The organism is Fibrobacter sp. UBA4297, assembly GCF_002394865.1.
Taxonomy (GTDB): domain Bacteria; phylum Fibrobacterota; class Fibrobacteria; order Fibrobacterales; family Fibrobacteraceae; genus Fibrobacter.
The window spans coordinates 25,026-48,464 of the sequence record NZ_DGUZ01000006.1 but is presented as its reverse complement, the minus strand read 5'-3'; the positions used below and the strand labels follow the sequence as shown (position 1 = coordinate 48,464).

Annotated in this window: 23 protein-coding genes and 4 tRNA genes; 18 read left to right on the top strand and 9 right to left on the bottom strand. The window is 51.4% G+C overall.

Going from position 1 to position 23,439, the window contains the following annotated elements; all coding sequences use genetic code 11:
• Positions 1 to 49: 49 nt before the first annotated feature.
• Positions 50 to 130 (bottom strand) — tRNA-Ser (locus B3A20_RS02210).
• 88 nt (positions 131 to 218) lie between these two features.
• Here B3A20_RS02210 and B3A20_RS02205 point away from each other — a divergent pair.
• Complete coding sequence (locus B3A20_RS02205) at positions 219 to 1,421, top strand: HD-GYP domain-containing protein (protein ID WP_290761357.1); 1,203 nt, start codon at positions 219 to 221, stop codon at positions 1,419 to 1,421.
• Positions 1,422 to 1,651: 230 nt separating this feature from the next.
• On the opposite strand, the gene B3A20_RS02200 is transcribed toward B3A20_RS02205, so the two are convergent.
• Positions 1,652 to 1,724 (bottom strand) — tRNA-Phe (locus B3A20_RS02200).
• Between the two features lie 167 nt (positions 1,725 to 1,891).
• Here B3A20_RS02200 and B3A20_RS02195 point away from each other — a divergent pair.
• The 5 genes from B3A20_RS02195 (at position 1,892) to B3A20_RS02175 (ending at position 7,073) form a co-directional block, all read left to right on the top strand.
• Positions 1,892 to 4,387: a CotH kinase family protein gene (locus B3A20_RS02195; RefSeq protein ID WP_290761355.1), complete on the top strand. Its 2,496-nt coding sequence runs from the start codon at positions 1,892 to 1,894 to the stop codon at positions 4,385 to 4,387.
• 133 nt (positions 4,388 to 4,520) lie between these two features.
• Entirely contained in the window at positions 4,521 to 5,300 is a 780-nt protein-coding gene (locus tag B3A20_RS02190) for a ubiquinone/menaquinone biosynthesis methyltransferase (protein WP_290761353.1), read from the top strand.
• Positions 5,297 to 5,953: a UbiX family flavin prenyltransferase gene (locus B3A20_RS02185; RefSeq protein ID WP_290761351.1), complete on the top strand. Its 657-nt coding sequence runs from the start codon at positions 5,297 to 5,299 to the stop codon at positions 5,951 to 5,953. Before B3A20_RS02190 ends, B3A20_RS02185 begins: the two co-directional genes overlap by 4 nt.
• A 21-nt stretch (positions 5,954 to 5,974) precedes the next feature.
• Positions 5,975 to 6,865: a 4-hydroxybenzoate octaprenyltransferase gene (locus B3A20_RS02180; protein ID WP_290761349.1), complete on the top strand. Its 891-nt coding sequence runs from the start codon at positions 5,975 to 5,977 to the stop codon at positions 6,863 to 6,865.
• Positions 6,852 to 7,073, top strand: a complete 222-nt coding sequence (locus B3A20_RS02175; protein ID WP_290761347.1) for a hypothetical protein — start codon at positions 6,852 to 6,854, stop codon at positions 7,071 to 7,073. Before B3A20_RS02180 ends, B3A20_RS02175 begins: the two co-directional genes overlap by 14 nt.
• 7 nt (positions 7,074 to 7,080) lie before the next feature.
• On the opposite strand, the gene B3A20_RS02170 is transcribed toward B3A20_RS02175, so the two are convergent.
• The 4 genes from B3A20_RS02170 to B3A20_RS02155 form a co-directional block, all read right to left on the bottom strand.
• Positions 7,081 to 7,980: a biotin--[acetyl-CoA-carboxylase] ligase gene (locus B3A20_RS02170; RefSeq protein ID WP_290761344.1), complete on the bottom strand. Its 900-nt coding sequence runs from the start codon at positions 7,978 to 7,980 to the stop codon at positions 7,081 to 7,083.
• 199 nt (positions 7,981 to 8,179) lie between these two features.
• Positions 8,180 to 8,578 carry a hypothetical protein gene (locus B3A20_RS02165; protein ID WP_290761342.1) on the bottom strand — a complete coding sequence of 133 codons (399 nt, stop codon included), beginning with the start codon at positions 8,576 to 8,578 and terminating at the stop codon, positions 8,180 to 8,182.
• Between the two features lie 276 nt (positions 8,579 to 8,854).
• A complete protein-coding gene (tsaD, locus tag B3A20_RS02160) occupies positions 8,855 to 9,862 on the bottom strand; it encodes a tRNA (adenosine(37)-N6)-threonylcarbamoyltransferase complex transferase subunit TsaD (protein ID WP_290761340.1) in 1,008 nt (335 codons plus the stop codon).
• Positions 9,859 to 10,839: a CdaR family protein gene (locus B3A20_RS02155; protein ID WP_290761338.1), complete on the bottom strand. Its 981-nt coding sequence runs from the start codon at positions 10,837 to 10,839 to the stop codon at positions 9,859 to 9,861. The genes tsaD and B3A20_RS02155 overlap by 4 nt, the downstream gene beginning before the upstream one ends.
• 45 nt (positions 10,840 to 10,884) lie before the next feature.
• On the opposite strand from B3A20_RS02155, the gene B3A20_RS02150 reads away from it, so the two are divergent.
• From B3A20_RS02150 to B3A20_RS02130, 5 genes are read left to right on the top strand one after another with little or no spacing between them, the layout of a single operon-like run.
• Complete coding sequence (locus tag B3A20_RS02150) at positions 10,885 to 11,772, top strand: cell division protein FtsX (protein ID WP_290761336.1); 888 nt, start codon at positions 10,885 to 10,887, stop codon at positions 11,770 to 11,772.
• Entirely contained in the window at positions 11,772 to 13,085 is a 1,314-nt protein-coding gene (locus B3A20_RS02145) for a murein hydrolase activator EnvC family protein (RefSeq protein ID WP_290761334.1), read from the top strand. Before B3A20_RS02150 ends, B3A20_RS02145 begins: the two co-directional genes overlap by 1 nt.
• Positions 13,067 to 14,206, top strand: coding sequence for an ATP-binding protein (locus B3A20_RS02140; protein WP_290761333.1), 1,140 nt, complete (start codon positions 13,067 to 13,069; stop codon positions 14,204 to 14,206). The genes B3A20_RS02145 and B3A20_RS02140 overlap by 19 nt, the downstream gene beginning before the upstream one ends.
• Positions 14,206 to 15,918, top strand: a complete 1,713-nt coding sequence (gene recJ / locus B3A20_RS02135) for a single-stranded-DNA-specific exonuclease RecJ (protein ID WP_290761331.1) — start codon at positions 14,206 to 14,208, stop codon at positions 15,916 to 15,918. The genes B3A20_RS02140 and recJ overlap by 1 nt, the downstream gene beginning before the upstream one ends.
• 4 nt (positions 15,919 to 15,922) lie before the next feature.
• Complete coding sequence (locus B3A20_RS02130; protein ID WP_290761328.1) at positions 15,923 to 16,441, top strand: hypothetical protein; 519 nt, start codon at positions 15,923 to 15,925, stop codon at positions 16,439 to 16,441.
• A 156-nt stretch (positions 16,442 to 16,597) separates the two neighbouring features.
• On the opposite strand, the gene B3A20_RS02125 is transcribed toward B3A20_RS02130, so the two are convergent.
• Positions 16,598 to 17,023, bottom strand: a complete 426-nt coding sequence (locus tag B3A20_RS02125) for a hypothetical protein (RefSeq protein ID WP_290761326.1) — start codon at positions 17,021 to 17,023, stop codon at positions 16,598 to 16,600.
• A gap of 38 nt (positions 17,024 to 17,061) precedes the next feature.
• Positions 17,062 to 17,144: transfer RNA gene (locus B3A20_RS02120), tRNA-Leu, on the bottom strand.
• Positions 17,145 to 17,358: 214 nt separating this feature from the next.
• On the opposite strand from B3A20_RS02120, the gene B3A20_RS02115 reads away from it, so the two are divergent.
• Positions 17,359 to 17,907 (top strand): pilus assembly FimT family protein, encoded by a 549-nt coding sequence (locus tag B3A20_RS02115; RefSeq protein WP_290761324.1) that lies wholly within the window; start codon positions 17,359 to 17,361, stop codon positions 17,905 to 17,907.
• Positions 17,908 to 17,914: 7 nt separating this feature from the next.
• A complete protein-coding gene (locus tag B3A20_RS02110) occupies positions 17,915 to 18,376 on the top strand; it encodes a type IV pilus modification PilV family protein (RefSeq protein WP_290761321.1) in 462 nt (153 codons plus the stop codon).
• A gap of 95 nt (positions 18,377 to 18,471) precedes the next feature.
• On the opposite strand, the gene B3A20_RS02105 is transcribed toward B3A20_RS02110, so the two are convergent.
• A complete protein-coding gene (locus tag B3A20_RS02105) occupies positions 18,472 to 19,866 on the bottom strand; it encodes a toxin-antitoxin system YwqK family antitoxin (protein WP_290761319.1) in 1,395 nt (464 codons plus the stop codon).
• 76 nt (positions 19,867 to 19,942) lie between these two features.
• Between B3A20_RS02105 and B3A20_RS02100 the strand changes: the two genes are divergently transcribed.
• From B3A20_RS02100 to B3A20_RS02080, 5 genes are all read left to right on the top strand, one after another.
• Complete coding sequence (locus B3A20_RS02100; RefSeq protein WP_290761317.1) at positions 19,943 to 20,689, top strand: hypothetical protein; 747 nt, start codon at positions 19,943 to 19,945, stop codon at positions 20,687 to 20,689.
• Position 20,690: 1 nt separating this feature from the next.
• The gene (locus B3A20_RS02095) at positions 20,691 to 21,311 is read left to right on the top strand and encodes a hypothetical protein (RefSeq protein WP_290761316.1); all 621 of its coding nucleotides are present in this window, start codon (positions 20,691 to 20,693) and stop codon (positions 21,309 to 21,311) included.
• Positions 21,308 to 22,084 carry a hypothetical protein gene (locus tag B3A20_RS02090; RefSeq protein ID WP_290761314.1) on the top strand — a complete coding sequence of 259 codons (777 nt, stop codon included), beginning with the start codon at positions 21,308 to 21,310 and terminating at the stop codon, positions 22,082 to 22,084. The genes B3A20_RS02095 and B3A20_RS02090 overlap by 4 nt, the downstream gene beginning before the upstream one ends.
• 83 nt (positions 22,085 to 22,167) lie before the next feature.
• A tRNA-Leu gene (locus tag B3A20_RS02085) sits at positions 22,168 to 22,251 on the top strand.
• Positions 22,252 to 22,715: 464 nt separating this feature from the next.
• Positions 22,716 to 23,351, top strand: a complete 636-nt coding sequence (locus B3A20_RS02080) for a GNAT family N-acetyltransferase (RefSeq protein WP_290761312.1) — start codon at positions 22,716 to 22,718, stop codon at positions 23,349 to 23,351.
• Positions 23,352 to 23,439: the final 88 nt, after the last annotated feature.

The window sequence follows — 23,439 nt, the reverse complement described above, 5'->3', positions numbered from 1 at the left end:
CCTACTTCCTAATTCCGAATTAAAAAAGCTCCCCGAAGGGAGCTTTTTACGGAGGAAGAGGGACTCGAACCCCCAAGCCTTACGGCGGCGGTTTTCAAGACCGCTGACTTACCAATTAGCCTATTCCTCCAATTGGTGCGCAAAGAATAGAAAAAAAAATCGAATATCGTCAACGATACTTTGCTTTTTATGCGGAATTAATTATTTTTTTACATAGTATGAGCTATCAGCATGACAATACTGGCCTTGGGGACGGCGAAGTTGCCGCACTCTTGTTCGAGTACATGCCCAAAATTGCTGCCGAACATGAGACGGACAGCCTCTTGGTGCTTATGGCTGATTTGGGGCGGCAGATTGTGCAGGCTGACCGCTGTTCCCTTTGGCTTATTGACGAAGAAAAGAACGAGCTGTGGACCAAGGTGGCTCATGGCGTAAGCGAACTTCGCATTCCGCTCTCGGCAGGTTTTGTCGGGTATTCCTTCAAGACGGGCGAGCCGCTTCTGGTTGATGATGCCTACTGCGATGCAAGGTTTGACCGCCGCAGCGACTTGAAGAACAACTACCACACGACTTCGGTTATGACGATGCCGCTCGAAAGCGATGACCGCGTGATGGGCGTTTTCCAGGCGATTAACAAGGTTGGCGAGAACGTGTTCTTCTCCAAGAAGGACCTCGAACGACTGAAGCTTATCTCTGTTTATTCTGCAAAGACGATTGAGTCCGCGATTCGTGCGCAGAAACTGGAGCGCTACGCAAAACAGCTGGAACGCAAGGCTGAAGAGCTCAAGTCGGCTCACATGGAACTTATCCGCATTTTGGGTGAAGTCTCTGAATTCCGCAGCCAGGAAGTGGGCGACCACATCCATCGCGTGGCTGAGATTTCCTTGAAACTTGCGAAGTACCTTGGGCTTCCGGCAGACCAGCAGGAGCTGATTTACTATGCGGCTCCGCTCCACGATCTTGGAAAGGTCGGCATTGCGGATATGATTTTGAACAAGGCGGGCAAGCTCACTCCGGAAGAGTTTGGCATCATGAAGAGACATTCTGTTATTGGACGTACGCTGCTTCGCGATTCCAAGACGGACTTGCTCTGCATGGCATCTGACATTGCGAGCGCCCACCATGAACGCTGGGACGGCACCGGCTACCCGGATAAACTCAAGGGCGAGGAAATTCCGCTTGCTGCACGCATTTGCGCTGTGGCCGACGTGCTGGATGCGCTTTCGAGCCCGCGCTGCTACAAGCCCGCCTGGCCGGAGGACCGCGTCAAGGAAGAAATGAAAAAATCAAGCGGTTCGCATTTCCAGCCGGAACTCATCGATATTTTGATGGAACACTGGGACGAGTTTTATTCCTGTTACCGTCCCGAAGGCGAGTTCGTGAAGAAAGGACTCTTGCCGCCCGTGAAAAAGGTCTGCTAGGTTTTTGGAAAAATCTTTTTTCAATTGAACCTGCTCTAATCGCTTTTGGCAATATCGCTGTTTTTTAGGGTGTGAGCCAAGTCACTTTATTGGATTACTGATCCCCGTGTTGGCTTACGTGATGGAAAATTGTGCGCTATATCACGTCATAAACACTTTGCATCGCAAATTCATGCAACGAAAGTGTGGTAAATAAAGAAAAAACCTCGGTTTTCACCGAGGTTTCTTCGTGGTTCCGATTGGAATTGAACCAACGACACGCGGATTTTCAGTCCACTGCTCTACCAACTGAGCTACAGAACCATTTTGGTGACCCAATTATAGATATTTATTTTCACCTTGTCAAGGGTAAAGAGAATATTACTGTTATTTTTTTGAAAAAACTACTAAATTTAGTGTTGTTGGATGGATTATTTAGGTGTCCCATGGAAAAACTATGGGAAAAGTGTTCTTTATTTTAGGTGGTCGCCGTGATTCGCTCAAAAAAATGGATTAGAGAGATTCTTTCTCTGGCTGCGGTTCTTGGTACAGCTTTTGTGATAGGCTGTGCTGATGATAATGAAAATGGCTCGTTCAATGGGCCGAGTTCTCCGGATTGTACTGCACTTAATAATTGCGGTGCCTCTGTTCCGGGTTCTTCTGCTGGCACCAGCGTTCCGTACTCTTCAAGTATGGAAATCATCCAAATCGTAACTAGCAGTAACGATACCATTGCGGAGACGACCTGGGTTCAATTGCCGCCCGATACCACTGTTCATTGGGTGGGCCAGTCCGCTTTGCGTATAACTGAAATTGCCCCGCTTAACTTGGATTTCCTTGATGAAAATGGCAACGACCCGTCTTGGGTGGAAATCTACAACTCTAGCGATCAGGATGTGGATTTGGCGGGCTATACGCTTGTCGAAAATTTGAAGAACTTGCGCAAGTGGGTGTTTGGCCACGACATTCTCAAGGCAAAGTCCTTTAGAGTTGTTTTCTGCGACAAGAATAATATTTCTGCGGTAACTATTGCCGATAACAACGGTCGCCATACGCGCCCGCATACAAACTGGAAACTTGACAAGAACGGCGGCACGCTTTACTTGCTCGACAAGTTCAACGGAATCCGTGACTCGGTCGCTTATCCGGAACTGACGGGTGGCCTCAGCTGGGGCATTGTCGATGGCGGTTACTGGAAGTATTTTGAAAAGCCGACTCCGGAACAGCCGAATACGACATCGCAGGCTTATGACGAAATTGTCCCGGCTGCCGATATGAGCGGCCTCAAGTCCGGTTTCTACAATGAGCCGTTTACTTTGAACCCGCCTTCTCTCCCGGAAGGTGTTACGCTCCGCTGCACAACCGATGGTTCTGTGCCGACCGAAAATTCTCCGGAATTCAATGCTCCGAAGCGCGTTGAACATAGCATGTCTTTCCGCTGCGCAACGTTTAAGAAGGGCGCTATCTCGAACACGGTAACGACCCGTACGTTCTTTGTTGACGAAGATCAGGTGAAGATGCCGATCGTCGCTATCAGCGTGGACTCCAGCTTCTTCCGTGAACATTATATCAAGACGAGCTGCGATGCTCCGAAGAACTGCAAGGACAGCGCCGGCCTCTATGCCGATGTGGAATATCCGGTCCATGTGGAATACTTCGAAAATGGATCTTCTACGAAGGATGGCTCTACTTGGGAAAAGGATGCTGGTATCGCACTCATGGGTGGCTATAGCCGCTTGAACGACAAGAAGTCTGTCTCTATCCGCCTCCGCGAAGAATATGAAGAAGGTAGCATCAATTATCCGTTGTTCGAAACCCGCAAGGGCGTGAATGACAAGTACAAGTCCTTCAACCTCCGCAACAACGGTAACCGCTATGTGAGCGACTATATCGAAGATGCCATGGGCGGAGCCCTCCTTGAAGGTACGAGCGTGGATTACCAGAGAAGCCGTCAGGTGGTGGTGTTCTACAATGGTAAGTATTACGGCATTCACGATATGCGCGAACGCTTCAACAAGCATTACGTAGAAACGAATTACAAGATTGAAGCGAATACGGTGAACTTCATCAAGCACTTGGGCAAGGAAGTTGAAGCCAGCAACGGTACGACTGATGCCTACATGAACATGCTCCACTTTGTGGCTGCAAACGATTTCTCCGGCGAAAACAATGCGAACTACGCTTCGGCAAAGCTCTTGCTCGATGTGGGTAATCTTGCCGATTACATGGCTGCTGAAATTTATATGCACAACGGTGACTGGCCAAACAATAACGTCCGTGCATGGTCTGCTCCGGAACATCCGTGGAAGTTCATGGTTTACGACCTTGACCATGGTTTTGATTGGATGTGGGGCGTGAATGGCGGTGAATTTGACCAGCACAGCAATATGTTCGCTTGGATCAAGAAGGGCGGCGGAAACAAGCCGTGCAAGGAAGAAGGCTGCTTTGCTAACCTCTATATTCAGCTCATCAAGAACCCGGAATTCAAGCGTATGTTCATCAACCGTTCTGCTGTGATGTTCAATAGCTATACGAACAGTGCAAATGTCGAAAAGATTGTCGATGCGATGACGTCTAAGATTGATGCTCAGGAAATGGATCGTGACCTTGCCAAGTTCAAGCAGAATGAGAAGTATTATTCTAACTCTTGCGGAAAGGGCTTTGACAAGACGGGTTCTTGCCTGAAAACTTGGGCTGCTAGCCGTGATTCCAAGGTTATTCAGGAATACGAAGAAGAATTTGGTTTGAGCGGTATGGCTTCTGTGACTATCGCTGCTTCTGGCAAGGGTACGGTGCTTATGGAAGGTGCCGCACTCCCGGGTGGCGCAACGAGTTACAAGGGCAAGTTCTTTGTAGGTAACCCGATTCTCTTGACTGCTGTTCCGACCGCTGGTGCTGCGTTTACCGGCTGGAGCGATGGCGTTGCAGACAATCCGCGCTTGGTTGAACCGAAGGAAGGCGCTACCTTTACGGCTCAGTTCCAGTAATTTAGAACAACGAGAGTGATACGGCGAGAAGCTCGTTATCGAGATGCTCCTTGCCGAGACGCGTCGCCGCTCGTGATGAAATTTGCGGCCTGGATGAAAATCCAGGTCGCTTTTTATTTCTACATTTTGCTATATGAAAAGTCCCGTGCGAAAGATGTTCGATGGCATTGCGAGCCGTTACGATTTTCTGAATCACTTTCTGAGTTGTTATCAGGATGTGCTTTGGCGCAGGTATTGCTGCAAGCGCTTGAAAAAGATGATGTGTGGGATGCCGCGCGATTTGAATAAAGTTCGCTTGCTCGATTTGTGCGGGGGCACGGGCGATTTTGCCAACACGTTCCGCAAGATTTTCGAGCGAAAAAGCTGCTGCAAGTGCGGGTGTGCGTGCAAGTGTGTTTCGGAAAACAAGGCGTCGCGCGACTTTGTTGTAGACCCTGCTGTAATCGGTGATTTTTCGTACGGGATGCTCGCTGAAGTCAAACCGAAGAAAATTGATGCGCATGCTGTACAGCTTGATGCCATGAAAATGCCTTTTGCCGAACGCCAGTTCGACGTGATTCTAAACGGCTTTGGCATGCGTAATGTGCCGGACGCCCGTGGTGCCTTGCTGGAATCTTACCGTGTGCTCGACGAAGGTGGCTATCTCTGCGTTCTGGAATTTTTCTCGCCGAGAAACTTGTTCAACAAGTTCTTCTATAAAGTGTTGGCTCCGCTGTTCATCCCGGTGATGGGTGCTTTCTTTAGCGGCAAGCGCGATGCATACGAATACCTGGTGAATTCGATTATCCGCTTTTTGCCGGTCGATCAGTTCTGCAAAATGGCAGAAGAATGCGGCTTTGAAGTCAAGCAAGTCAAGATGTTCGATGGCGGAATTTCGTTTGGCGTGTTCTTGCACAAGCCGGGGAATGCATGAGTCGCTTTGTGCTAGGAGTGACGGGCGCAAGCGGCAGCATTTATGCGACCCGTACGGCGATGTACTTACAGCGTTTTGGTCATGAGGTGACGCTCATTGTGACGCACCCTGGCAAACAGGTGCTCGAGTACGAGAGCCAAAGTGCGCTTTTCGACTATTGCAAAGACGTGTGCAACGTGGATGATTTTTTTGCGGAATGCGCGAGTGGTTCTAGCGATATTGCGGGCATGGCGGTGGTGCCGTGTTCCATGGGAACGCTCGGGCGCATTGCGGCTGGGACTTCGGATAACTTACTTGTGCGTGCGGCGGATGTTTGCCTCAAGGAACGTCGCCCGCTTGTGATTGTGCCGCGAGAGATGCCGTACAACTTGATCCACATCGAAAATATGAAGTGTGTGACCTTGGCGGGAGCGGTCGTGATTCCTGCTTCGCCGCAGTTTTACAGCAAGCCGCAAAGCGTTGAAGAGCTTGTGGATACCGTCGTCGCGAAAATCTTGAAGCATTTGGGTGTGGAACAATCGCTTGTCGCGAGTGTTGCTAAAGTGTGGGGCCGGGAAGAACGGGAGATTCCCTCCCGGAACGGGGTCCGGGATGACAAAGGTGGCGGGAATGACAAATCCACGAAGGCGGGAACGACAACCAATGACCATTGACCAATGACTAATAACTAACCTATGAATAAAATCCTTGAATTTACACATCTTGTCCGTTTGAGCCATTCGCTGTTTGCGATGCCTTTTGCCATTGGTTCCATGTGGGTTGCGGCAAACGGTTTCCGAGACATGAGCGCTTTTGAAACGGCCCGCATTATCGTGCTCATCGTGCTTTGCATGGTGACCGCCCGTAACAGTGCCATGAGCTTTAACCGCATTGCAGACGCCAAGTTCGATGCGGAGAATCCGCGGACGGCAAAGCGCCATTTGCCCTCTGGGCGCCTGAGCCGCAAGTCGGTGATTGCGTTCCTTGCGTTGAATGGAATCTTGTTTGTGGTGTTTGCGTGGATGCTCCAGCCGCTTGCAGGGGCGCTTGCGTTTCCGGTGTGGCTTTTGTTGCTCTCGTATTCGTACTGGAAACGTTTTAGTTGGCTTTGCCACTGGTTCCTTGGCTTTGCGATAGGCATGAGCCCGCTTGGTGCCTGGATTGCCGTTCGTGGTGAATTTGCCGTGTTCCCGATTTTCCTCCTGTTCATTCTGATGCTCTGGATGGGTGGCTTTGACATCATTTATGCAACGCAGGATATTGAAATTGACCGCAAGCAGGGCCTGCATTCCGTGCCCGCTCGCTTTGGCCTTGAAAAGGCTTTGCGCATTGCACTTGCGAGTCATTTGGCAATGCTTGTGCTTTGTGTTGTGTTTGGATTTTTCTGGAACATGGGCTGGATTTGGTGGGTGATTACGGGACTCATGACCGCTGCTATTGTCTATATTCACTTGTTCAGAAAGTCCAATGATTTGGATGCGATGAACCGCGACTTTTTCCTTGCGAATGTGGCAATTAGCGCTCTCGTGATGATAGGCCTCATCGTCTGGATTTGCATGGGAGGTGACGTCAATGCCCTTTATTAATCGCCCGAACGGAAAGTTCACGAACGAAGAAAAAGTCAAGATGTTCCACCTGATGGGTGGCGTTGCTGCTGCTTTAGCGCTTGTCTGCATTTTGCTCATTGAAACGGGTGCTGCGGGCGAACGCCGCGAATTGGCGGATATGGGCCTTACCGCGATGATTGTGATGCTCGCCGTTTCGCTTATTGGCGCGATGTATTTTAAGAGATAAAACTCTCTTAAATTTCCAAGTCCGCTGAGATGACTGTTTCAATGGTTCCGTCATCGCATTCAAAGAGGAGACTTCCGTCATCGTTCATGTCGATGATGCGGCCTGTTTTTTTGATGGCGCCTTCTCCGGAGTCTCGGTTTTGATCTGTGCAGTGATTGTTCACAACGATGGTTCCGCGGGCGCCGATGAACTGGTCCATGCGTTTCCAGGCTTCGACCCACGGGCGGATGCCGAAGGCTTTGAACTGCCCGATGGCGCGCTCAAGATTTCCGATAAGTGCGCGCAAGAGTTTTTCGCGGTTGATGGAATGCCCGAAGATTGCTTTGAGCGTGGTGACGGCGCGGTTTAGGTGCGCATAATCGCTTGGCTCGCTATTGACGTTGATGCCGACTCCCATCGAAAGGGCGGGGCGAGGCATTCTTTGTTGCGGTGCAAGCTGTTGTTCGGACTGCTGCGGACGCACATAAACAATTTCGGCGAGAATCCCGCAGAACTTGCTTTTGCCGTAAAGAATGTCGTTCGGCCATTTGACCGTGATTTTTGGTGCGCCTGCGCAATCCCGGCTTGCAATTGCATCGCCTTCTTGAATGTTGTTGAAAGTCTCTGCAAACGTGAGGGCTGCAATTTGCGTGATTTGTGCGAAGTTGTTTGCAGGCACGCCATCAAGCGGAATCAGAATATTGAAGTACAAGTTCTTGCCGGCGGGGGAGTCCCAGGTGCGTTCGTGGCGACCATGCCCTTCGCTTTGTGAGTCGGCAACAAAGAGTGTTCCGGGCGCAATTTCGCCAGAGGCTGCCATGGACTTCATGAGCTTGTGCGTACTGCCGATGGTCTCGAAGAGGTATGCGGGGGCGTCGCCAAAGCCCGTGAGTTGCCATTCTGTAAAATTGCGTTCTTGCGAAAACATTTGCTAGCCGTTAGTCGATGGTCATTAGTTGTTAGAAAATCTAGTAAAAGGAGCTGCCCGCTCGGAGGCGGGCATGACAAGAACAGAGATGCCCGCTCGGGGGCGGGCATGACAAGGACAGAGATGCCCGCTCGTCCCCGTCAAGCGAGGACAGGTAGGCGGGCATGACATGGGCGGCGATTCTCGTCTTTCGCGAAACTTACTCGTCAGCTTGCTTTTCTTGGAGCTCCTTGAGCGCTTCGTCGGGGAAGATTTTGAAAAACTCCTGCTTCTTGTCTTCGAAAAGCTGCAACATGCGTTCCTGCTCGAACTGCTCGCGGTCAATATTTTGCATAAAGAATTCATCGCGGGCGAAGTTTCGGCTCGTAATCATTTTTTTGATATCTTCAGAAAGGTCGATGTTATCCCAGAGGATGTAGTAGGACTGCACATCAAGACTTCCGAAAATGTCAACGTTCAACATAATGGAGTTGGCTTTGCTTGAATCGACAAGCTGGACTTTAGTTTCGCGCTTTTCGGGGCGGAACACGTCGACATCGCTAATCGGCTTGCTCAAATCCTGCGCCCAACAGAGAACTGTGGAACTCAGGATAAACATTACTTTATGTTTGAACGACAAAATCATATTAACAATATACAATGAAAAATGCAAAAAGAACAAAGTCCTTTTGAAAAGCGCTGCTGAAAACGCGCCAAAAAAGCGCTAAAATGTGCGGAAACTGTATATGCAACGCTTTTGTTCTGCATAACGTATTATATAGCCCACTTTTCGACATGAACCATTTGAGAAATGATGGTTGGGGCAATTTACCCTAAGTTCTAGTAACTCAGAACTAGCAACTCTTGCTTCCTACTTCCTACCGTCTACCGCCTACTAAATAGCAAGCGGCATCCAAGGCTTTACGACGTCGATGGATTCGAGCTTGCCCTGCAACTTGCGGCGGATGGCTGCGGCTGCAATCATCGCTCCGTTGTCTGTACTCAGGCTGCGGTCCGGCACGCAAAAGCGGATACCCTTCTTGTCGCAGTAGTCCTGCAAGCGTGTGCGCAACCAGCTGTTGGCGCTCACGCCACCGCCCATCACGAGTGTCTTCATCTTCGTCTTCTTGAGGGCGTTGATGGTCTTTGTGACAAGGCTATCGACAATCGCGTCTTCGAGCGAGGCGCAGATGTCGCCGAGGTTCTGCTGGATAAATTCCGGGTCGTGCGTTTCGGTGTAACGGAGCACGGCGGTCTTTAAGCCGCTGAACGAAAATTCACAGTTGTCGTGCGTGTGGAGTGCGCGCGGGAATTCTACGAATTTGCGGTTGTGGTCCTTGCCGAGTCGGCTAATCGTTGCACCAGCGGGGTACTTGAGGCCGATGAGCTTACCGCACTTGTCGAATGCTTCGCCGGCGGCGTCATCGCGGGTGCGGCCGATGCTTGTGTACTTGAATCCCGGTTCTTCCATCACGAGTTCCGTGTGGCCGCCCGAGACGGTGAGTGTCAAGAACGGCGGTTCGATGTCCGGGTTAGAGAGCCATGCGGCGGCGAGGTGGCCTTCGAGATGGTTCATGCCGTAGGCCGGGATGTTCAAATCGCGGGCGAGGCCTTTAGCAAAGCTAGCACCGACGAGAAGCGGTCCCATGAGGCCCGGGCCTGTGGTGTAGGCGATGGCGTCAATGTCCTTGAGCTCGATGCCTGCTTCCTTGACGGCGGCTTCGGCGATGGGGGCAATCTTTTGCAAGTGCGCACGGGCTGCAATTTCGGGGACAACGCCACCATAGAGGGCGTGTTCGTCAATTTGGCTATAGAGCGGGTTCGAAAGAACTTTTAAGGGTTCGTCCTGCAAAACGGCGCAGGCGGTTTCATCGCAGCTGGATTCAATTCCAAGCCAAATCATATTCCGTATTCCTCGTCTTTATTATCGTCCTCGGTCTTTGTCTTGATGAGCTTGATCTTGTCTGGCTTGACAAGGATGGCCTTGATGGACATGCTGCGGTCGATATCGGGCGGCAAGTTCAACTTGACTGTGGGAGCGAGGCTGTCCGCATCTTCAATAGCGAAGCGGTTGTATTCAATAAAAAGTTCAATATCGTTGTGCTTGATGGCTTCGATGACTTTATCACCGCCGGTGATTTCGACGGTCGCCTGCTGCGGCGAGAGCGAGTTCAAGGCGCGGTCATAGAAACCAATCAGCTGGATGGGGATGTTCTTGAATTCCTTGGACTTGATTTTCTGAACATCGACGAAAATCTTCGCGACGGTATCGCTAGGCGTTACAAAGGGCGGTAACTGTTCTGTCTGGAGCTTTACGGAGAACGTTTCGCTTGCTTTGATGCTATCGATAAAGATGGAATCTGTCGGGATGTCGATGATTCGCGTGAGGGCGTTACGTGCGCCGGAAACTCTCAAATCTTCTTGCAAGAGCTTGGGCTGCTGCACGAGCACGTAACCAGGGGCTGCACCAAACGTCACGTTGCTCTTGATGGGGATGTTGCGTTCAATGCGCGTATCGACTGCCACATCGATAAAGAGGTACTGGTTATCCGGTTCCACGTAGTGGACGGTTGCAAAGTTCGGGGCCACGAAGTTCTTGGAGTCGAGGTGGATGCGCTTGGAGCCGAGTTCGGCGAGGTGCATGTCGACAACCATCGCGGCCTGCTTTTGCGACTGCAGGCGGATAAGGTCCAAGGGCTTGCCTTCGACGGTCACCGAAACAGTGCTAGGTGGCTTTGAAGCAATCGCGAGCGCTTCGGGCAACTTCACGAACGTAAGCGGCACTTCCATCGTCAGTTGGAAGTCCTTCAGCGAGATGACGTAGAACCAGAGGGCCATCGCGCAGACCAAGGCGGTAATCTTTAATATGATGTTTCCCATAAAAGCCCCTTAAAGAACCTCTATAAATTTAATTATATTCGAGGCGTGTTCGGACAATTAGGTTACTTAATATCGGAATCTTTTAGAGGATGGAAGCAGCACCGCACGGTGATTCTCCCGTCTTTGCTCACGATTTTCCTGTGCTCGCTTTTGCTCTCGGCCTCTTTTACGGCGCTCGGCGTCTCGTTTAAGCTCCTCTCGGCCGAAAAATCGCTGTACGTGATTGAGGCGTTCTTGAAAGAGGACGTTCCCGAAGATTCCATTGCGGTTATCCAGACGCGGCTAAAGCATACGCGCCATGTGGAGTCTGTAACGTTTGTGAGTGCGGATTCGGCGCTCGCCGATTTTAGCAACCATTTTTCATCGGACATGCTGGAACTTGTCGAAGGGAATCCGATCCCCGCGTTTTTCCGTGTGTCTTTGAGCGAAGAGGCTCGCAACCCGGCAGACCTTTCCGAAGTGCGCAACACGATTGCCGAAGAAGCGTATTTTGAAGAGGTGCAGGCTCCGTTGGAGTGGGCTTCGCGAATTGCGTCGTGGAAGTTCAAGATGATTTTCTGGCCGATTTGCATCAGTATCCTTTTGCTCATTACGCTCTCGCTTATCATTTGCAACTCGGTGAGGCTTTCACTCATGTCCCGCAAACTCCTGGTCGAGAACATGAAGTACGCGGGCGGCAGTTATCTGTTTATTGAATTCCCGTTTGTGCTCGAAGGGGCAATGCAAGGGTTTTTAGGGAGTGGCGTTGCTATTTTGTTGCTTGGGCTTGTCATCCGTTCGCTTGTGCAGATGTTCCCGATTGTAGCAAGTGGCGTTGCCTACTTTGGAATCGTAGCGCTGTTTACGGTGCTCTTGGAAACGATGCTCGCGGGCTACTTTAGTTTCCGTACGGTGCGCAGTTTCTTGTTCGAAAAGAAGGGTGAGCAGGAATAATGCGTCTTGTTTGCCGGTTCATTCCGCTTTTGGTTTTCATCTTTGCCGTGGTGGCGGGCTCTGCTGTTTCGTCTTATGCGGCCCCGAAAAAGACCGATGCGCAGATTGATGAACAAAAGAACGCCCTCAAAAAGCTAGAGGTCGATCTTGCGAAAAAGCGCGAGGAACTGGCCGTCCTTGAAACCGAAGAAAAGGGCGTCTTGAATACGATTTCGCTTTTGGACCAGAACTTGAACCGCACCAGGTCTTACCTTTCGGAACTGACCCGCAATGAGGATATGTTGCAGGGGGCGGTCAAGCAATTGGTGATGGATATCGATTCTCTTGACTCAAAAATTAAGGCCCGTAAGCGTGCCATGAGAAAACGTGTCCGTAATTTGTATGTACACGGCCGCAGTAACGATGCCGAAATCCTTTTTGAACTTTTGACCAAGAACGGGAACCCGGAACGCGAAGTTTACTGGGTACACCACTTGCTGAACCGCGACCGCGAAGACGTAGAAACGCTCCGCCAGCTCATTGCTGAACGCACGCAAAAACAACAGACGCAAGAGAAACACTTGGCCGAGCTTTCGAGACTCCGCTCCCGCAAGGCGGTCGAAGAACGCGGTCTTGTAGCGCAGATGAACGGTCAGGCCCGCATGCTGAATTCCCTCAAGCACGACAAGGCCGTGCAGCGCATGGCGCTCAAGGAATTCGAACGCAATCAGAAGACCATGCTTGCGCTCCTCAAGAAACTTGAGCAGCGCCGCAAGCGAGAAATCGAGGAAGCGAAGCGCGCCGAGGCAGCCCGCCTCGCCGCTCTCAAGAAGAAGGAACGCGAAGCCGAGAAAAAACGTCAGGCGGCCGACAAGAAGCGCGAATCAGAAAAGAAGCGTGAGGCCGAAACCGCCCAAAAGCAGATTCCGGTGCCTCACTTCAAAGGTCCCAAGTGCATGCCGCTCGACGGCCCGATTATCAGCGAATACGGTCTGCAAGAACACCCGGTGCTCCACATCATGACGCGCAACCTCGGGGTGGAAATCCGCGGAAAGCGCGGTGGCCGCATTCGTGCCGCAGCAGCCGGAACTGTAGCGATGGTCGCCGAAATTGACGGCCGTGGCCCCTCTGTGATCATTGAACACGAAGATGGAACGTACACGGTGTACGGTCACATGAAGGCAATCCACGTCCAAGAGGGCAAAAGTGTCAAGAAATGCGAAGAAATTGGAGAAGTGGGCGATATTGCTTCGTTAAATGGTATTAAATTGTATTTCCAAGTAAGCGAAGGGACACAGACCGTGGACCCGTTGCAATGGTTGAAACAGAGATGATAGAATATCGCTTAAATGGCCCCGCATCCCAGGAACGAATCCGCATTCGTCTTATGGCGGCGTTGCGTGAGAACCGCTTCCCGCAGTCGATTCTTATCGACGGCCCTGTGGGCATTGGCAAAAAAGCGCTCGCGATGGAAATTGCCCAGGCGCTCCAGTGCACAAACCCGAGTGTTCGCCCGTGCGGTAATTGCTTCGGCTGCAAAATGGCAGCCGATACCGGCGTGACCGACAACTGGGTTGTGCCGATGGAGGCGAAAGAGGCTAGCGCCCGCAATGCTGCCGATGTTTCTGCCGGGAGCTCTGCAAAGACCATCCAGGATTTTAAACAGGCCTACATCGAAGAAATCACGAAGAACCCGTACCGCGTGGATATTTTCAGTGCGGGCGCCGTGATTTCGGTGGAACTCATTCGTACGATGACCGCCTCTTTTGCGATGAAGGGCGACCGCGTGCGCGTGGTGATTATCGCCGAGGCCGACCGCATGAACGATTCTGCGGCAAACGCGTTCCTCAAGACTCTTGAAGAAGTTCCGCCGAACACGTACTTCATTTTGACGACTTCGTCTCGCGAAAAGCTCTTGCAGACGATCCGTTCGCGCTGCCTTGCGCTCCACCTGCCACCCCTCACGGATGAGGAAGTGCGTCAGGAGGCCATCCGCGTGGGCGGTGAAGAATTTGACGAATCGACACTGACCGACGATGTGATTGGTCTTGCTGTGGGTTCCCCTGGCATGGCGCTTTACTACGCTGAACACGCCAAAAACTGGTGCCCGCTTGCAGTCGATTTTATCGAGAAGTCACTTTCGCAGGACTACACGGACCTGTTCTTTAAGCTCGAAGATTCTGGACTTGAAGACCCGGCCATCGTGAACCGATTCCTCGAAGTGCTCTCGTTCTTGATCACGGACCTGTTGCGTCGAGAATCGGGCGCTCCGCTCCGCATCCCGGAAGCAACCTCGAGCGTGAATCTCGAACGCTATCCGCAAGTGGGGGCATCTGCCCTTGAAGCTGCTCTTGTGAGCGTGCAAGAAACTATGTCGAGAATCGCCTCCAGGCGAATGGCGGCAGTGACCTGCCTCCAGAACCTCTCGCTAAAACTTTTTGAAGGCTACAAGTAATGGAAGATCTTGTCGCCTCAACTTTGTCCTCTACGCTAAAGATTCCGCATGCGGTCGCGAGGTTCTTGGTCTCGCGCGGCATCAAGACTGTTTCTGATGCGTACCACATGCTCTGCTCTAACGAGAGCGATGTGCATGACCCGTACTTGATGATGGGGATGGACAAGGCTGTGGAATGGATACTCGCGGTTCGCGAACGAGGCGAGCGCGTGTTCATTTTTGGCGACTACGACCTGGACGGCATGACGTCCGTGACGCTTTTGACCCGCTGCCTCAAGACCGTGGGCATTGAATCTGAATGGCGACTCCCGAACCGCTTTGGCGATGGCTACGGCCTCTCGGTTTCAGCCGTCGATGAAATGTACGAGGCGGGGGCGCGCAATCTGATTACTGTAGATACGGGCATTACCGCGAACGTGGAAATTGCACACGCCAAGGAACTCGGCATGGCGGTCATGGTCATGGACCATCATCAGCCGTCGGGCGATGGACTGCCGGTGTGCGATGTGCTTTTGGACCCGCACCAGGAGGGCGACAATTACCCGAACCCGGAACTTTGCGGTGTCGGCGTTTCGTACAAGTTTATTTGCGCCTTGTTCAGCCGCCTTGGCATAAAGGCTCCGGTGGAATATCTGGACTTGGTCGCCCTCGGAACGCTTGCGGACCTTGTGCAGATGACGCCCGAGAACCGCTATTTTACTCGTACCGGGCTCGAAAGTCTCAAGAACAGTCGCTGGCCTGGCGTGCAAGAAATGTACACGTCCCTCATGAAGCCCCATAGCTGTGTGGGCGGCATCGACGTGATGTACAAGCTTGCACCGCTCCTCAACGCTCCTGGTCGTATGGAACGCCCGGACCCGGCTTTGAAACTTCTTTTGTGCGAAAACAAAGTCGAAGCGGGCAAGCTTTTGGAAGAGCTGAAAGACTGGAACACCCGTCGCAAGCAGAAAGAAGCTGAAATCACCGAAATGGCGATGGAACAGGTAAAGGCTCTTTACGGCGACACCATCCCGACCGTGATTGTAGTTGCCGGCGAAAACTGGCATGTGGGTGTGATTGGCATTGTCGCGGCAAAGCTTGCCCAGGAATTCCACAGGCCTTCGGCTGTGCTGTCGATTATCAACGGCATGGCACATGCGAGTGCCCGTGCAGTTCCTGGATTCAACTGGCACAAGGCGCTTTTTGACAGCCGTGAACTTTTTGACCGCTGGGGCGGCCACGCCAATGCGGCGGGATTCTCGCTTGAAGCCGGTAAAATTGAAGAGTTGCGTGGGCGCCTGTTACAGTCTGCGGCAGATCAAGGCTACACGGGTGAAGTTATCAACACCGATGAATCGTACCCGTACGACATCAAGATTGCGCTCCGCGAACTGACCGTAGAGACGCGCGTGCCGACGGGACGTTATCCGATCCGTGAACGTTCGATTCTCGAGTTCATCGACTTGCTCGAACCGTTTGGCGGAAACTTCCCGTACCCCGCCTTCCGTGCTGAAAACGTGACCGTGCATCGCGTGCGTGAACTTCGTGGCGGACACTTGCAGATGGAAATCTCGCAGGCGGGGAGTGCCGTTTTCCCGGCTATCGCCTTTGGACTGCGTAAGAGTAAGGCTTTGCTCGGGCGCTCCCGCCCAGTGACGGTCGTATTCGAGCCGATTTGGAATTACTATAACAACACCAAGACGGTGCAGCTTTGCATCAAGTCCATCGAGTAGTGCTATGCTGAAACGGAACGCTCCATTGCTTGCCTTTGCGCTTGTCTTTGTGGCTGTGCTGTATTTTGTCTACAGCATTCCGCAGTACGAACCTATCGTGGATGTCGAGGAAGAAGAGGAGGTTCCTGAAGAAGCGTTTACCGGCCGCGTGGAAATGCCCTCGATTGACGAAATCTACGTGATTGAAAATACCGCAGGTCGTGACCTGAACAAGCTTGCGATGTTCTTGGAAGGCCGCGCCGCAGGCCTGCATTACCTCTCCTCGGAGTATTTCAAGAAAATTCGTGTGACCCGCAAAGGGACCCGATTTATCAAGTCCGATGACGATGTGTTCCTCGGGCTGCACCTCACGCTCGATAGTCTTGGACGCTTCAAGGACCCGCAAATCATGTTTACGAGTTCCGATAACGATGTGTTCAAGGTCAAGCTCTTAAAGCACATCGAATATTTCTGGCGCCTCCCGCCCAGCAAACAGGGCAAGCTCGAAATCTGGATCCCAATCCGCTTCCACGGTGGGGTTTAACCCCTTGTTGACACCCCGTACTCCGTTCCGGGGTTACCATACACTATTAAAGGCGATGCCCGCACTGAGGCCGGCATGACAATAAATGCAAAAGAAAAGCTCCACTAGGTGGAGCTTGGCAAATGTTTTGCACATTTTGGCGTTTTTAGCGAGTGATTACGCTCTCAGAATTTCGACGAGCTGCTTAGCGTTCTTTTCGATAAGGACGAATGCTTCGAACATGCGGGCTTCACGCCACTTGGTCAGGTACTTCGTCTGCCAGTCCACGGCAATCAAATCCGGGTCCTTCGGACCATTTTCGTTCTGGTACCAAACTTCCTTCGTGATTTCGCGGATCATAGCACCCATTTCGGCGGCCGGCTGCAAAGAACCCTTGCAGAGGAGGAGGGCGCGGAGGTTGTCGAGGAGGATTTCGTCAGAAGGCTGTTCGGCATCTTCGCGGGCGCATTCCCAAATTTCTTCGCGGTGGCGCTCGGTCCAGCCGATCAAGTACTTTTTGGTCTTTTCGAGCTCGCCCTTGGCTAGCTTTTCGTCGACCGCTTCGCGCGGATAATATATGCTGTTTGGATAGAATTCAATCATGATCTACCTCCCTTCTGCGAAGTGAAACACAAAAACAATGCCCGGGGCGGGACTTGAACCCGCACGGAGTTGCCCCCAAGGGATTTTAAGTCCCCAGTGTCTACCATTCCACCACCTGGGCAGGTTGTGCGTGCAGAATATAGCAAATTTGAGTAACATTAATTACACGCTCTCCCGATTTAATTTGGTTTTTATCATTTTTTTTCGCAGAAAAATTATTTTCTGTTTACAAATGTTTACTTTTAGGGGCGCGTTATTATATATTATAATTTGGAGCAAGGCGGAACCGACTTTTAATTGTTAATTTTGCCTTGACTTTGCTCGGAGAAATCGGTATGTTGAATCGCAGTTCTAAAAAGAAAGGCTATACCCTGGTAGAAGTCCTTGTCGTCGTTTCGATTATGGGCGTCTTATCGACTATGGGGGTGGCAAGCCTTAGAGGTGCTGTCATCAATAGCCGGATAAAGGACCACGCTATGAATACGGCCGCATTTCTCGAGCGAATGGCCAACGAAGCCAATCGAATGTCTAGGAGCCTGTGCGTTGCCTACGACAACGACCAAAGGATTACTGCATATATGTCTAGTGATTGCGATAACGGTAATCTTACAGATGATAGTGAATTTGCGACGTTTGAGATAGAGCCTCCGGCAAAGTTTGGTTGCGATGCCCAAATCAGTTTGGTCGATTACGGTCCGGACTGGATTCAAAATGGCGCTTTGTTCGTTCCGCGAATCGGGCTTTCTGCCGCCCCTTCCGAAGGGCACATTTGCATGCAATATGGAAGCAGCGACGCCTATGGGCTCGTGTACAAGCAAAAGAATAACAATATGATGATTCCAATGTGGAGGACTAGCTCGGATCTCTCCTGGACGAAATTGTAGGTGAATTATGGCAAAACTTTTGAAGGATAAAAAAGGCTTTGGTATTGTTGAAATCCTGGTCGCCGCGGCGGTCCTCGGTTTTATGTACATGGCCGTATTGAATCTTCAGGGGGGTAACCATGATGCCTTGTTGCGCATCCGTGGACGCGATGGTGCTATTGAAGTGGCGCAGCAGGTGCTCGATTCCCTCAAGTCTGTGGGGATTGCGTCTATTCCATCAAAGGCTCTGACCGATACGACGTTCGATGTGCAGGACATTGAACGCAAGTGGGCACGCAGTCTTGGCGATTCCGCTACCGTGACGTACTCTTCGCAGGTGACCGTCTCTGCCACGGAAAATTACACATCGCGGTCCGAATCGAATTACGAGACTGTCTCGCATGTCTATGCCAAACAAGTGAAAGTCAAAGTCTCCTGGAATTTCAAAGGCTCCACGCAGTCGATAGAAGTCTCAAGCGTTATACGATAGACGAAAGAACGCCACTCCGTGGCTATAGACTAGAGACGAGAGGGAAATATTGGCACTTCGTGCCTTTGAGGTGTGGGCTATCCGTAGGTGCGCGCTCAATGCCCTAGAATGTGCATAATGACGGGCCGGTTCTTGCCGGCTTCTGTTTTATGTATTGTGAGCTTTCCGGTGCTGTCATAGCTGAATTGTTCGCCGACGCGTTCGCCGTTCACGTAGTTGAGGCTGTCTTTCAATATGCCGCTCGGGTACCAGTTGCGCCAGATGCCGTGGCGTTTGGATTTGCCGTCAGGAGATCTTTGCCAAAAACCTTCGCTTGCCATTTTGCCACCCATGCTGTCTGGGTAGAAACTGCGGCTTGTGCGAAGAGTCGGATCGCCATAGCTTGACGGCGGATCATCGTATGCCCACAATTCTTCGTACAAAAGAACGTGTCCTTTTTGAATGTATCGGAGCGATGCCGGATATTTGCCGATGCTTTTCTTGAAATCATCTTTATGGCTTAAAGTGCAAGAGTCGAGTTCTCCATTGGGTTTTTCCGAATGGACGAATAAGGTCTCAGCACAGAACAACGTAGATGAATTGGCGCATGTGCCGTAAGCGATGCCTGAATTACTATGGGGCGGGTCGGTTAAATCTGCAACAAAATTGCTTTCACGGATAACATTGTTGTTTTCGTCGAACCATTGGATTTTTTGGCGACCGTATATATAATCGGACTTGATTTTTCTGATGAAGGTTCCATCCGCTCTGTAAAAAGTTAGCGGCAACGGGTCGGCTCCGGCCCATATAATCCCTTCTTCCATAATTGGCGCTTGTTCACAATTCTGGGTGGAATCGGCTGGGCCGTATGATTCGTAATATTTTTTATAGGCGCCGTCTAATCGACCATTGATACATTCAAATTCTTCCAAAATTTTGCAGTTTCGACCATAACGCTTGATGAATCCTGCAATTGGTTCATATTTGCCGTCTTTGGAAAATCCCGATTCGTTCTGGTGGCAATTGTTTTCTTCGGCAAGCACTCCATTGTCGTGCCATTTTTTCCACACGCCTACTGCATTTCCGCTATCGTTGTAATGTTGTTCAAAGGACTTTTGCCCATTGTGGTGCCAGCCTTCCCAGTCGCCAACGGGGTGGTCGTCCTTGTAATATTGGACTGCTTCGACTTTCTTGTTCTGGTAGTAGACCGTCCACTTGCCGTCTTTTTTCCCCTTGTTGTAGCGCCCGACCATCGCGACATCGCCAAAGCCCGTCCAGCGCTTGAATTCGCCGTGCGGGAGACTGTCTTCGTAGGGGATTTCGAGTTCCTTGATGCCATCGTTGTACCATTCGTTACGCTTGAGGATGGTGCCGTCGGGGTAGACCCAGATGGAGGTCTTTTTGACGCCATTTGCATGCCTTGCGAGGATATGTTCTTCGGCTCGTTCGACGGTACACCCGGCGAAACTGCATAAAATGGCAAAAAAGGCGATTAAATGACGGAATCTCATTGTTCGTAAAGTAGAAAAAAAGTAATTTCTAGATGTGAACGGACAGACGAAAAAATCAATTGCAGAAACTTTGCACATGAAAATCCAAACGCCCTGGATTTGGCTTGTCGTCGTTCTTACGATTTGTTTGACGGCGCTGTTTTATGTTTCGCAAAAACCGCAAGTTGCCGTTTATTCCCAATACGTGAAGTCGCTTTGCGATTACCAGTTTGCCGATGCAAGCCTCATGCGTTCGATGGAACGCGTCCGTAGCGGTTACGAGGTAGATTCGGCGGTGGTGCTTGCGCAGATGATGACGCTCCGCGAAGTGGCACTCTCGTTTGAAGGTGGAGTCCAAAAGCTCAAACAGACCGGTTTTTCGGTGCCTCCGGCGGCCATGGTTTCCAATTTCAAGTCGAGCGTCCTCGCTAAAGTCTCTTGCCTGCAGCGCTATCTCTCGGAACGTTCGGCTTGGTTTAGCGAACTGGAACGCGTTTACCGGCTGGCGGAAATGCATTCTTCGGAGGTGGACTTGCCGCTTTTGCGCAAGCTGGATTCGGCTAAAGCGGGGTATGCCGTTATGCCGGAATCGGATAACTTGCCGTTGCCACTTGCCAAGCGCCTTGAAGTTTTGTTCCAGAAAAATCTGGATTTGTACGATGCCTGGCGTCAGTTCAATAACGACAAGACGCTCAGCGCAAGTGACGAACTGCTCCACTTTTTTCAAATGGAAAACGTGAAAGAGATTTCATTGTCGACAAAGGTCCCGCTTGCGTTCTACTTCTTGTCGCTTGTGCTTTTGCTTGCCACGTTCTTCTTTATATTCAAGTCTAATAGGGATTAAAATGTCTGTGTTCCGTGCCCGTAAAATCGCCTTTATCAATTTTGGCTTGCTGTTTATTTTCCTTGCCTGTTGGCTCTCGTGGTATATGTACCCGCTGGCGCGAAGCATCGTGAAAGAGTATTCCGCATACGAAATGACGGATGGCTCGTTTCAGTACGGATTGTCCGAGGAACTCGGGTTCCTTACGGAGCACGTGTTTTATGGCAAGGTGAGCTATGCCGCGATGCCAAGCTTGTTCGGCGGCTCGAACATCCCGTTCTTCGACAAAATCTATTTCCAGCTCAATGGGGATACCAAGTGCACGTTCGTCCTCTATGTGACCGACGAGATTTTGGACGAACTTGCGGAATGGTACGATTTTTCGGCGGTGAATGCAAGTGCAGTCCCGATGGAAGTCCGCGCGGTCAAGGTGGGGGACAAGTATATCGTGAAGTCGATGGCGTCGACCGAGGGTGAACTCAGCTGGGAATTCCTGATGGACGGCTATCATTTTTACTGGTGCTTTATGGGGCTTGCGATTGTCGGCTCCATGTTGATTATCGGAATCATCTTTATTTTTGTAGCGCTTGTGCACAAGCCGCGTCGGGTTAGGTTGCAGAACCCTGCGGATGTATTGCAATGATGAATTGCGGTTTGGTGGCTTGGGTGTTGCTGCTGGCGTGCGCGCTTGCTTTTGCGGCTCCAGATTCCCTTGTAATTGATGTCAGGAGCGCATCGGGAGCGCTGGCGTTCCAGAGTCCGGCGGGAATCTGGTGGCCGAAGGCCGTTCGCGAGAACTCCCGCAAGTTATCGGTGAAGCGCGCGGGCGCGTCGCAAAAGAAAAACCGCGCAAATGCGCCGGTCGTGGTCTGGTTCCATGGTGGCATGGGGAGCGCAAACTGCGCAAAAGGGCTTGTCGCGGGTACGGACTTTGCGGAACTTTATCCTGAAAAGATTGTGGTGAGCGTGTCTGTCTGTCGTGAGAATCACTGGGTCACGCCGGCTGCAATTGCTGCTGTTGATGCGGCGCTGGATTCTGTGGCGGTAAGGCGCGGGGCGCCTGTGGAGCGTGTGTCGCTAGTGGGCGTTTCGGATGGCTCGCTTGGGGTGCTCGTCTATTCGCTGGAGGGTCGTCGTGCTGTGGAAGACCGCCTGCTCATGAGCTCGTTCGGGGCTTTCTTGGGAGAGCCTGCGAAACTTGCCGTGCCGAAGAAAATGCATGTGGGGCGCTTTCGTTTTTTGCAGGGCGGCAAGGACAGGCTTTACCCGTCGGACCAGACGGTGCCGTGGATTACGGAATTTTGCAAGGCGGTGCAGGTGGACTGCGAACTCCGGTTCGACCCGGAGGGCGAGCATGATTGGAGCTATTGGAAAGGCAAGCGCATGGACTGGATCCGCGAAGCCGTCCGCAAATAAATTTGGCCCCGCCCGCAAAAAAGCGCCAAATTCCCGTGACCCCTTGACAAAAGGGCTTTTTTTTTCAAAATTTGGTGCACCACGCGGATGTGGTGGAACTGGTAGACACGCTAGATTCAGGTTCTAGTGCCTGCAAGGGCATGAAGGTTCAAGTCCTTTCATCCGCACTGAAAAACCCGGTAGTTTGCTATCGGGTTTTTCGTTTTTTTACGCCAACCACGCCAACCGCGCCAACCGCGCCAACCGCGCCGCGGTTATGCCTGAATGGCTCAGAATGACGAGTTTATTGGGTGTTTTTTGAGGGGATGCATATAAAAATGAACAAAATGGCTTTTTATATGCACGTTTTTATACAAAGTAATGAATTATGCCGGCGTTTGAGCATATAAATTGACGAAATTGTCGGTTTTTATATGTATCATCGGTAAATCTAGACCTTAGTTTGGTGCGTAGTTTATAAGAAATAGGCTCAAAAATGCATATAAAAATGCTTAAAATTGAAAATTATATGCATGTAGTCATGAAAACCGCTAAAAAAAAACGCCATAACCCCTTGGGTGCGTTATCTTCTGCGTCTTCGAGCGATATGGTAAGATGCGGTGACATGACAAATGCTATCGTTGAGTTGAATATGAACGATTTTTTAGATGATGAACTTTGTGAATTCTCGCTGCAAGAGGTTGATGGCGAGCGTGTCGTGTTGCGCCCACTTGGCGAGGCGGACGTGCAGCCGCTGTTCGAGTTGATTGATGGCTCTCGCGAGTTCTTGTCTGAGCATTTGCCGTGGCCTGCCGTGGAATGCCGCACTCCCGAAGATGTTTCTGCGAAAATCGATGCCTGGAACATGCAGGCGCAGATGGCGAATGGCGCCTGCTGGGGCGTTTTCAAGAAGGTCGGTGAAGACACGCTTGTGGGCGCGAGTGCTGGTACGCCTGTGGAAAACAGCGCGAAATTGAAAATCGCGGGCTGCATCATGCTTGGCTGGGTGCAGTGGAAAAATCGCTCGGCGACTGTGAGCTATTGGCTTGGGGAGCGTTTTTGCGGTCGTGGCCTCGCGACTGAGGCGCTTTTGCTCGTGGCGGGCGAAGCTTTTGCGATGGGGCTCAACCGCCTTGAACTTACGGCATCGGTCAAAAATCCGAAGAGTGCCGCGGTCGCCCGCCGTGCCGGATTTGAAGAAGAAGGCATTTGCCGCGAGTTCGAACGCCTCCACGATCATTTCGAGGACCATGTGCGCTTTGCGCTCCTCGCGCGGGATTTCTGCTGAGTACTCGCGGTGCTTGATGCGTCCGGGGCTGCAATCAGGGGAAAGCCTGCCCCTCTCGTCTAACATGGTTACCTCAGTAAACGAGAAA

Coding starts and splice junctions, on each gene's coding strand:
- B3A20_RS02205 (WP_290761357.1), top strand. CDS start 219: ATGAGCTATCAGCATGACAATACTGGCCTTGGGGACGGCGAAGTTGCC.
- B3A20_RS02190 (WP_290761353.1), top strand. CDS start 4,521: ATGAAAAGTCCCGTGCGAAAGATGTTCGATGGCATTGCGAGCCGTTAC.
- B3A20_RS02185 (WP_290761351.1), top strand. CDS start 5,297: ATGAGTCGCTTTGTGCTAGGAGTGACGGGCGCAAGCGGCAGCATTTAT.
- B3A20_RS02180 (WP_290761349.1), top strand. CDS start 5,975: ATGAATAAAATCCTTGAATTTACACATCTTGTCCGTTTGAGCCATTCG.
- B3A20_RS02175 (WP_290761347.1), top strand. CDS start 6,852: ATGCCCTTTATTAATCGCCCGAACGGAAAGTTCACGAACGAAGAAAAA.
- B3A20_RS02170 (WP_290761344.1), bottom strand. CDS start 7,980: ATGTTTTCGCAAGAACGCAATTTTACAGAATGGCAACTCACGGGCTTT.
- B3A20_RS02165 (WP_290761342.1), bottom strand. CDS start 8,578: ATGTTTATCCTGAGTTCCACAGTTCTCTGTTGGGCGCAGGATTTGAGC.
- tsaD (WP_290761340.1), bottom strand. CDS start 9,862: ATGATTTGGCTTGGAATTGAATCCAGCTGCGATGAAACCGCCTGCGCC.
- B3A20_RS02155 (WP_290761338.1), bottom strand. CDS start 10,839: ATGGGAAACATCATATTAAAGATTACCGCCTTGGTCTGCGCGATGGCC.
- B3A20_RS02145 (WP_290761334.1), top strand. CDS start 11,772: ATGCGTCTTGTTTGCCGGTTCATTCCGCTTTTGGTTTTCATCTTTGCC.
- B3A20_RS02140 (WP_290761333.1), top strand. CDS start 13,067: ATGGTTGAAACAGAGATGATAGAATATCGCTTAAATGGCCCCGCATCC.
- recJ (WP_290761331.1), top strand. CDS start 14,206: ATGGAAGATCTTGTCGCCTCAACTTTGTCCTCTACGCTAAAGATTCCG.
- B3A20_RS02130 (WP_290761328.1), top strand. CDS start 15,923: ATGCTGAAACGGAACGCTCCATTGCTTGCCTTTGCGCTTGTCTTTGTG.
- B3A20_RS02125 (WP_290761326.1), bottom strand. CDS start 17,023: ATGATTGAATTCTATCCAAACAGCATATATTATCCGCGCGAAGCGGTC.
- B3A20_RS02115 (WP_290761324.1), top strand. CDS start 17,359: ATGTTGAATCGCAGTTCTAAAAAGAAAGGCTATACCCTGGTAGAAGTC.
- B3A20_RS02110 (WP_290761321.1), top strand. CDS start 17,915: ATGGCAAAACTTTTGAAGGATAAAAAAGGCTTTGGTATTGTTGAAATC.
- B3A20_RS02105 (WP_290761319.1), bottom strand. CDS start 19,866: ATGAGATTCCGTCATTTAATCGCCTTTTTTGCCATTTTATGCAGTTTC.
- B3A20_RS02100 (WP_290761317.1), top strand. CDS start 19,943: ATGAAAATCCAAACGCCCTGGATTTGGCTTGTCGTCGTTCTTACGATT.
- B3A20_RS02095 (WP_290761316.1), top strand. CDS start 20,691: ATGTCTGTGTTCCGTGCCCGTAAAATCGCCTTTATCAATTTTGGCTTG.
- B3A20_RS02090 (WP_290761314.1), top strand. CDS start 21,308: ATGATGAATTGCGGTTTGGTGGCTTGGGTGTTGCTGCTGGCGTGCGCG.
- B3A20_RS02080 (WP_290761312.1), top strand. CDS start 22,716: ATGAACGATTTTTTAGATGATGAACTTTGTGAATTCTCGCTGCAAGAG.